General features: G+C 45.8%; 9 protein-coding genes. All 9 read right to left on the bottom strand.

All coding sequences use genetic code 11. The features are described 5' to 3' along the window. A partial coding sequence (locus tag ACFSMW_RS09465) for a serine hydroxymethyltransferase (protein WP_390355108.1) occupies positions 1–863 on the bottom strand: 863 nt, incomplete at its 3' end. 67 nt (positions 864–930) lie between these two features. Then, on the bottom strand, positions 931–1,485 hold the full coding sequence (locus tag ACFSMW_RS09460) for a TIGR01440 family protein (protein ID WP_390355107.1): 555 nt from the start codon (positions 1,483–1,485) through the stop codon (positions 931–933). A 136-nt stretch (positions 1,486–1,621) separates the two neighbouring features. Next, positions 1,622–2,068: a ribose 5-phosphate isomerase B gene (gene rpiB / locus ACFSMW_RS09455; protein ID WP_390355105.1), complete on the bottom strand. Its 447-nt coding sequence runs from the start codon at positions 2,066–2,068 to the stop codon at positions 1,622–1,624. An 88-nt stretch (positions 2,069–2,156) separates the two neighbouring features. Next, complete coding sequence (locus ACFSMW_RS09450; RefSeq protein WP_390355103.1) at positions 2,157–2,333, bottom strand: hypothetical protein; 177 nt, start codon at positions 2,331–2,333, stop codon at positions 2,157–2,159. Positions 2,334–2,374: 41 nt separating this feature from the next. Next, on the bottom strand, positions 2,375–2,554 hold the full coding sequence (locus ACFSMW_RS09445; protein WP_390355102.1) for a hypothetical protein: 180 nt from the start codon (positions 2,552–2,554) through the stop codon (positions 2,375–2,377). Positions 2,555–2,779: 225 nt separating this feature from the next. Next, positions 2,780–4,075 carry a methyl-accepting chemotaxis protein gene (locus tag ACFSMW_RS09440; protein WP_390355100.1) on the bottom strand — a complete coding sequence of 432 codons (1,296 nt, stop codon included), beginning with the start codon at positions 4,073–4,075 and terminating at the stop codon, positions 2,780–2,782. Between the two features lie 59 nt (positions 4,076–4,134). Further along, the gene (locus ACFSMW_RS09435) at positions 4,135–4,740 is read right to left on the bottom strand and encodes a low molecular weight protein arginine phosphatase (protein ID WP_390355098.1); all 606 of its coding nucleotides are present in this window, start codon (positions 4,738–4,740) and stop codon (positions 4,135–4,137) included. Between the two features lie 117 nt (positions 4,741–4,857). Further along, positions 4,858–5,415, bottom strand: coding sequence for a manganese efflux pump MntP (locus ACFSMW_RS09430; RefSeq protein WP_390355097.1), 558 nt, complete (start codon positions 5,413–5,415; stop codon positions 4,858–4,860). A 76-nt stretch (positions 5,416–5,491) separates the two neighbouring features. Beyond that, entirely contained in the window at positions 5,492–6,511 is a 1,020-nt protein-coding gene (locus tag ACFSMW_RS09425; RefSeq protein WP_390355095.1) for an L-threonylcarbamoyladenylate synthase, read from the bottom strand. Positions 6,512–6,514 lie beyond the last annotated feature (3 nt).

The raw sequence follows: 6,514 nt of genomic DNA, 5'->3' as shown, positions 1-6,514 counted from the left end.
TTGTTGATGATCTGTTCGCTGTAAACTTTGAAGTCCTCGGAAAGTGCTTCCTGAAAAGCAGTGGCCTTCGCTGCGATAATATGCATGAGCGGTCCGCCTTGCATACCTGGAAATACTGTCTTATCAATCTTCTTGGCGTATTCCGCTTTGCACAATATCATACCGCCGCGAGGTCCGCGCAATGTTTTATGGGTGGTAGTCGTTACAAAATCAGCATATGGCACTGGGTTCGGATGCAGTCCTGTTGCTACCAGACCAGCAATATGAGCCATGTCGACCATTAAGTATGCATCCACCGTATCAGCGATTTCACGGAATTTGGCAAAGTCGATAATCCGAGAGTAGGCACTTGCACCAGTGACAATCAATTTTGGTTTCACTTCTTTTGCCTTTTCCAATACAGCATCGTAATCAAGCTGTTCTGTTTCTGCATCGACACCATAATCGACAAAGTTGTAGAGTTTGCCGCTGAAATTCACCGGGCTGCCGTGTGTCAAATGTCCGCCATGATTTAGATTCATACCCAGCACGGTGTCACCTGGCTCCAGCACGCTGAAATATACAGCCATATTGGCCTGTGCACCGGAGTGCGGCTGTACGTTAGCATGGTCAGCGCCAAATAATTTCTTGGCACGGTCACGCGCCAAATCCTCTACTACATCGACATGTTCACAACCGCCATAATACCGTTTACCCGGGTAGCCTTCTGCGTATTTATTCGTCAGGACAGAGCCCATTGCCTCCATGACAGATTCAGAAACAAAATTTTCGGAAGCGATCAATTCAATTTTATCCTGTTGGCGTTTTCTTTCCGCCTCGATAGCTTCATACAACTCTACATCGGTTTGCTTTACATGGTTCACAAGTAATACCCCCTGTTAAAAGATTAGACTATATGGAAACACTGAAAAGCTCTCACCTTGCAGTAATTCACGCTTCGTATGTTGCGCGGTGTCCGCCAATCAGCTTCGGTCTCGTTTTCGCCCCGTTCACCCGGGCATTTCCGATAGAACGTTGTGCCAAACGCAATGGCACTGCCACATGCTTCAAATGCATGCCAATCATGGTTTCTCCTATATCAATTCCTGCTTCGGCGCGAATGAATTCCACCACACAGGGGTTCTCCATGTGCTGATACGCATATGTTGCCATCGAGCCGCCGGCATGGGGCGCTGGTACGACTGTCACTTCTTCCAAGCCATAAGCTTTCGCCGTTTCACGCTCTACAACAAGTGCTCGGTTCAAGTGCTCACAGCATTGAAAAGCGAGTACGATCCCAGTATATTGCTGCAGCTTTTTCATGGCATTGAACAATATGTCCGCAATTTCCATGCTGCCCGACGTACCGATCTTCTCCCCGGATACTTCACTGGTGGAACAGCCGACGACAAAGATATCGTCTTCTCGCAACAATGAAAGGGATACCCATTCCTTCACAAGCGCCTCCGTGTCAGCCTGAACCAGTTGGTAAAAAGATTTTTCCAATGCAACCACTCCTCCCCGTATATGTACGATGACTTATCTGAAGTTGCTGCCACAATCAAATACTATTCTATCATTCATCCAAACGTATCATGATAAAATCACATTCACAACATAATCATGAATCATAGTTTACCAGCTACTCATGACTTGCTTCATATTCGGTAACTTTATCCACTCTTCTTCCATGACGTCCACCTTCAAAATCCGTTTCCAGCCATGTTTTTGCAATTTCTCTGGCCAGCCCCGGCCCGATGACACGTTCCCCCATCGCAAGCATGTTGGAATCATTATGCTGGCGGGTCAATTTCGCACTATACACATCATGAACCAGTGCACAGCGAATCCCTTTCACTTTATTAGCTGAAATATTCATGCCGATCCCTGTGCCGCAAATCAAAATACCTCGGTCAAACTCGCCGCTTGCGACCCGCTCGGCTGCCGGAAGAGCGTAATCCGGATAATCTACGGAAGTTTCACAGCTGCAGCCCGCATCCTCATAGGCAATATGCATTTCCTCCAACAGATTCTTCACTTCATTTCGCAATGACATACCAGCATGATCCGCGCTGATGATCACTTTCATTCTACCCCTCCATTCCTCATTCTCTGCCTATCTATCATTATTACCAGGCATTCTGATGTATTGTAAGAAAAACTTGGCACCCACATCACTAGATGCACGTTCTTTGCATCCAAGTGACAGCCATTCCCATGTTGCCAAGTACAAAGATTACTATTTCCTTATATTTTGACAAATTCATTTTATCATACTGCCATGAGGCATTTCCAGCAGATATCTGCGCAATCAGCTCTAACCGGAAAAAATATGCGCCTTCTTCATTTTTCAATCTACCTTGCATCTTATGCAGAAGGTGTCCTAGTTATTATATCAAACCCTGGTGATCAAGCGGCGGATACTTGTCATTTGGTTGCGAATACTCGTCATTTCTGGGTGATTACTTGTCACTTTGCGCATTTTACTTGTCACTCGGGCGGAAATTCTTGTCATGATGTCAATACTTGTCACCCGAGCGAGAATAATTGTCACTTGGACAGCAATACTTGTCACTCAAGCGGCAATCCTTGTCCTAAACACGATTACTGGTGAGTTTCTCCCAAAAACGAAGTAAATAAAAACAAGTGAGCTAAAAGTTCACTTGTTTTTTGCCTGATATAAACAGTGGAAAATACAGCTACATGTATTTCACCATTTTCCGTTCCATTCAATCTGATATGTTCTGTTCGATCTGGTTTTGTTTATTCTCTTATCTAACTCATCACTTTTTAGCTGTCTCTATTTTACAATGAACGAGCGGATTTGCTGATTCAGTTCATCCGTCTGTTGTGCCAGTTTCTTGGTCAGCTGATCTACTTTGTCGATGCTTGCGGCCTGTTCATAGACTGAGGCATTCACCTCTTCCGCACCTGCGGAAGTCTCTTCAGCGATCGCCGCAACTTCCTGGGAACGGGAGGCAGTTGATTGGATTGATTCCAATTGTTTGTCAACCAGCTTGGTTATTTTTTCGATTTCCTGTGCGGTTTGCTCAATGGAATTCGCCATATCGCTGATTGTTTGATTGGTGGTTGACCCTTTATCAGCTTCTGCTTTCGCCAGGTTTACATTTTCATTAATCCTGCCGACAACCTGCGCTACGTCTTTCTGGATGGCTGCAATCAATTCTGTAATATTGGTTACCGCGCCTGTACTTTCATCTGCAAGCTTGCGTATTTCATCTGCCACAACCGCGAATCCCCGACCGTGCTCACCGGCATGCGCGGCTTCTATCGAGGCGTTCAGTGCCAAAAGATTCGTTTGGGCGGCAATTTCACCAACCATCGTGATAACCGATTCTACTTCCAATGCATTTTCTTTCAAATGGTTGACATCTCCAAGCGAAGCTTCTTGATTGTCGGCCAGCTGTTGGATCCCATTTACAAGGCTGCTGACAATCTGTTTGCTCTCTGCAAGGGTCTTCAGCATGGCGGTCGATTTTTCTTTGGAGGAAAGGGCAGTTGTTTGCACTTGTCCAGCCAGATTTGTCGCCGTTTCCACCGCTTCTGCGGTGTCTTGGATCGCCTCGGCAGAAGCCTGCGCCCCTTTGGATATGTCATCAATGGATGTGCTTACTAGCTCAGAATGCTGACGCACTTGGTTTGATGCTGATTTGACTTCTACCACCGCTTCATTCGTCAATTCAAAATGAGAGTCGATATTGCGCACCATAGTGCGTAAGTTCCCTAACATGGCGTCAAATGAAACAGCCAGTGCGTGGATCTCATCGTCCGTGCCTTTAACATCGATCGGCTGGTTCAAATAGCCGTCGGCAGCTTTGGCAGCCGCCTTTTCCAGTGTCACGAGCCTTTTCGTTATGAAGCCAGCTGCAACATAAGCTAGAATTCCCGACCAGATAATTCCCAGTAATAAAGTAAGGATGGTAAACAGTGTTAACGAGATGTGCAGATACTCTCTTACATAGTCGAATACAATATACAAAAATAATGCACTTGTCGAATAGGTGATGGTCGCCAATATTGTCGTAAACATCACAAGCTTCACACGAAGACTGAACCGGTACCGCTTCTTTTCCATAATTTTCCCCTCATTTTCTATTTGTCAAGGATGGATTGCAGCCGGCTCTGGCGGGGAAGCTATTCTTTAATCATGGATATCAGGCAATCAATATAATCTTCCAGTTCTTCCAGTGTTTCCTGATAGACTTCCAGGCTCCCGCCAAACGGGTCGGAAATATCATAACTGACAAGATTTTGCTCCAGAAGCTGAATCTCTCTGAAATCCTCGGCCAGATATTCGGACAATTTTTTGCTAAGCTCTGACTGATCCATTTGATGTTCATATTTATGCAAGAATGCCGAGCGTTTTGTTTCATAGTCCGTATACCGTTTTTTCAATTCATCCCATACCTTTTTATCGGCAGTGGAGACATATTCCTTTAGGGTAAAATATCGATCCTGGAATTCAGGAAATTGCATGATTAATGATTGCTTATGGCCCGTTGTCATCGTCAGTACAAGATCTGCCCAATGCAACAGCTCTCTCGTTACCGGCTTGGAGCGATGATCGGAATGGATATTTTTCTGTTGTAATGCGGATGCAGCATGATGACTCATACGCTGGTTCATACTGGCAAATATCCCGGCTGATTTCACTTGGGCTCCCTGGAGTTTTTCTTTGAGCAGTGCTTCAGCCATGGGACTTCGGCATGTATTTCCTGTACAAATAAACAAGATTTTCATTCATTTCACCTTTCTGATACCGCCATTTTCCATTCATGTTCTTTCCTAACTATAGCATATTGCCGGAGCCATTGACTATCCTGCCAGCTATAAGCTTCCATTTACTCAGGGAGAAGCTCAGATGCCAAACACCTGCAGCAGTCCGAAACCGCATAGCACGCTGCCTCCCATAATTTCACTGTATGCACCAAACATCCCCTGGACTTTTCTCCCAAGCAGTAATCCGCCCCATGTAAGGATGGCGCTCACAGTACCAAATACAATGACGGACATAATGATTTTTATTTCCGACATACCAATGCTCAGTCCAAGAGAAAAACTGTCCAAACTGACACTGAACGCAAAAAAAATCAGCCCGATCCCCGCAGTGTGGAAGACTTGTCTGGATTGAAAGTTGAACGCTGAAAAGATCATATGGGCACCAATGCCGAACAGGAGAAAACCACTTGCCGCTGCCGCCCAATCTCCAATGCTGTTGGAAATCAGTTTTCCTGTCAAAATGCCGATAAGCGGCATCACAACATGGAAACCTCCTACTACAATACCAATCATTAAAATCCGTTTAAGCCTCAGTTTCTTCATGCCCAGACCGAGGCTGACCGAGAAAGCGTCCATACCAAGTGCCAGGGCTATACATACTAAGGTGAAAAATTCTTGATATAAACCTGCGAACATAAAACATCCTCCCTTGGACACGCTACTAAAATATATGCATGTCCAAAGGAGGATATGAGCTTACATGTTTTTCCGGTTATTCTGCAGAATGAATTTCTTTGGTCGCAGCTTTTTTCAGCCGATTCATGATTGCCTGGCCAATTCCTTCCTCAGAAAAGGCTTCCGCTACAATCACATCTACACTCCCCGTTTTAAAAGTTCTCAAGCCATCATAGAGATGTGCCGCGACCTCGGCTGGATTGCTCCCAAGCAGTATCTTTTCAGCACAGTGGATAGAGGAAGCTGTTTGGTTACCGACAAGTAATCCCGCTCTTTGTCCACTCGCCTGTAAGCTATCCACCACCTCCTGGATGGTTTGTGTAGTGCCATATACGAGCCATAAAGGCACTTCCGGCGCATAATGTCTATATTTCATTCCAGGTGCTTTCGGTTTTTCACGGCTATTTTTCAATGCAGGGTCCGTAATCACTTGTTCAACGACCTGCAATAACTGCTCTTTCGTTACCCCGCCAGGCCTGAGAATAACAGGTATATCCCCTGTGCAGTCAATTACTGTGGATTCGACACCATATCCTGTTGGTCCGCCATCCAGGAGACCGGAGATTTTGCCATTCAGATCTTCCCAGACATGGTCAGCTAGCGTAGGGCTGGGTTTCCCTGAAACATTTGCACTTGGTGCTGCAATCGGCAGGTCGCAGGTTTTCAGCAAAGCCTGTGCCACAGGGTGTCCAGGCATGCGAACCCCGATAGAATCCAGTCCGGCTGTTACATTCGCTGCACACACACCGCTTGTTTTCAAAACGTAAGTCAAAGGACCAGGAGAAAATGCATCCAGCAGTTTTTCCACATAAACTGGTACATCTTTTACCAATCTAAGCAACTGTTCTTTCGTAGCAACATGTGCAATCAAGGGGTTATCCTGTGGGCGCCCCTTGGCTTGAAATATTTTATCCACAGCAGCCGGGTTCGTCGCATCCGCGCCGAGACCATAAACCGTTTCGGTTGGAAAGGCAACTGTCTTGCCGTCCTGGAGCATCTTAGCCGCAGCTGTTACAGTAGAATCATCATCATTTGCATTCCAACGTTTTGTTTCCATTCA

It is taken from the genome of Tigheibacillus halophilus (assembly GCF_042683165.1).
Lineage (GTDB): Bacteria > Bacillota > Bacilli > Bacillales > Amphibacillaceae > Tigheibacillus > Tigheibacillus halophilus.
The sequence above is the reverse complement of the archived record's forward strand: the minus strand, read 5'-3'. Positions and strand labels throughout refer to the sequence as shown.